Origin of the sequence: Microcystis wesenbergii FACHB-1317 (genome assembly GCF_014696875.1) — a bacterium.
GTDB lineage: Bacteria > Cyanobacteriota > Cyanobacteriia > Cyanobacteriales > Microcystaceae > Microcystis > Microcystis wesenbergii_A.
Genome location: NZ_JACJQV010000001.1, coordinates 1 through 2,038, shown reverse-complemented (window position 1 = coordinate 2,038; position 2,038 = coordinate 1). Strand labels below are relative to the sequence as shown.

General features: G+C 39.4%; 1 protein-coding gene and 3 pseudogenes. 2 read left to right on the top strand and 2 right to left on the bottom strand.

All coding sequences use genetic code 11. From position 1 onward, the window contains the following. A partial coding sequence (locus H6F92_RS00015) for an IS630 transposase-related protein (protein WP_199308084.1) occupies positions 1–78 on the bottom strand: 78 nt, incomplete at its 3' end. 158 nt (positions 79–236) lie between these two features. On the opposite strand from H6F92_RS00015, the pseudogene H6F92_RS00010 reads away from it, so the two are divergent. After that, positions 237–734, top strand: a pseudogene (locus H6F92_RS00010) (tyrosine-type recombinase/integrase); the annotation flags it as partial. A gap of 30 nt (positions 735–764) precedes the next feature. Here H6F92_RS00010 and H6F92_RS26905 read toward each other — a convergent pair. Beyond that, positions 765–965 (bottom strand): annotated as a pseudogene (locus H6F92_RS26905) (IS701 family transposase); the annotation flags it as partial. Positions 966–1,493: 528 nt separating this feature from the next. Here H6F92_RS26905 and H6F92_RS00005 point away from each other — a divergent pair. Beyond that, positions 1,494–2,038: pseudogene (locus H6F92_RS00005) on the top strand (ISNCY family transposase); the annotation flags it as partial.

Sequence of the window (2,038 nt, the reverse complement as noted above, 5' to 3'; positions counted from 1 at the left end):
AGCGGCGGCTTTGGTTATGCTTCCCCCATTCTCTACATAATCGATTACTTTTTTTCTCAAGTCTAGGCTATAAGACATTTTTCTATATGGTTTGCTCGTTTCTCTTTATTTTAACTTATTTTTCCCTCGTCTCACACTTATTTGAAATGACTATAACCCCTACCCGTGAACCCCACGGGTTCTTAACAATTCGTAATCTGTTGATAATAAACCTTTTTACGAGATGACTTGCTAAAATGAAACTTTTGTCAAGTTTTCCCATTCCCATGAAGCGCGATCGCAACGGCCAAGCCAAAATTCTCAGCGATGAGGAAGTAGCAGCTATCTTTAATCTTCTCAATCCCAGAGATAGGGCTATTTTTGCAATCTGCTTATTTTGCGGCTGCCGAATCAGCGAAGCCTTATCGATCCGGGCCGGGGATGTTGGCAATGGGATCATCACAATCAGAAAGGCAAATACTAAAGGCAAAAAAGGCAGCCGATCGCTGCCTATCTCTCCTAGCCTTGAAAAAATTCTTAATGATTATCTTGAGATCGCTTCCCCGAACGAATACCTTTTCCCCGGCAGGGCGGGCGACAAACCTCTAACCCGCGCCTACACCGATCTGGTATTGGGAGAAGCTTGCGATCGATTGGGATTTAAAGGTATATCTACTCATTCATTCCGCAGGACAGCACTAACCCGGATGCACGCGGCGGGCGTACCATTGCGAACCATCCAGAAAATCTCTGGCCACTCAAGCTTAGTGGGACTTAAACAAATTTCAAGCACAAACAAGGCCGAAACTGGCTTTATAAGCGGCAAACACGTCATGATTGTCGAGCAGCCACTTAAAGAAACGGAAAGACATCGCTACGCGAAAAGCTGCCAAGGCCTCAACAAAAGTGTTTAAAGCAGCAATTCTCATTTTAAAAAGTAACAAGTGATACAGACAGAAACAAAGCTTTAAGCAAGCTACAAAATGCGCTCCCGCGAGTGCGACTGCATCGCAGAGAAGTGAGTATATAGAGTATTTATACTCAAAATATTTGAAAGATGGGAGAAATCTAGAACAAAAGTTCTCTACATCAGAAAGAGAACCAAATAAAAATTGATGATTGTTGTCTGTTGAGGTAAAATTATGGTTCTTTGGTTTGTGTTATGCAATTGACGGGGGCATAAGGGGTGGAACCCTTATATAGAAAGGCATTTGGCGATTTTTGTCAATTGTTTTTGCTCTAGAGCGAACTAATCAATTAAGTCTCTTACCAGATAAGGATTTAGTCGATTTATGCCCCCCTATCGAACCATACCAAGTAACGAAGAGCCAAAATTATTAAGTTGGAAATATTAATTAATCAAACTGTTCTGCGATGACGAAAAAGGCTGTGACTTGAGAAATTCCTGAATTAATAGACCTCTTGCATAAATCCGAAAACAAACGATAGAAACAATAATGGGAGGGACTTTCAGTTAATTATTTATTAGTAGTTGATAATCTTCAAAAATGTTGCTGTACAAGGATCGACTTAAGACTTTTGCAAGAGGTCTAATACAATTTTTAGTTCAAGAATTACATGACTTACCCGATGACAGAAAACCAGGAAACAATACCAAATATCAGGTAGAAGATGCAGTTAAGGCGGCTTTTTCGGGTTTTTTTACTCAGTCACCTTCTTTTTTAGAGCATCAACGTTTGATGAAAAGTAGTAAGGGAAAAGATAATGCTTCAAGTTTATTTGGTATCAAAAAAATACCTGGTGATCATCAAATCAGAAACCTGTTAGCTCCTATCCCAGCTGCCACAATATTTGGCTCTTTTCAACAAGTCTATCAAGGGTTAAAAAAACAGGGAGTTATTAAAAAATTTTTCTCCTTAGATGAGGAAATTTTAATAGCTTTAGATGGTACGGAATATTTTTCTTCAAAGAAAATTAGTTGTCCCCATTGTAATTGCCGCAATCATCGTAAGGGAACGACAACTTATTTTCATGGTTGCGTCACGCCAATTGTGGTTTCTCCTGAGCAAAAACAAGTGATTAATTTAGAACCAGAATT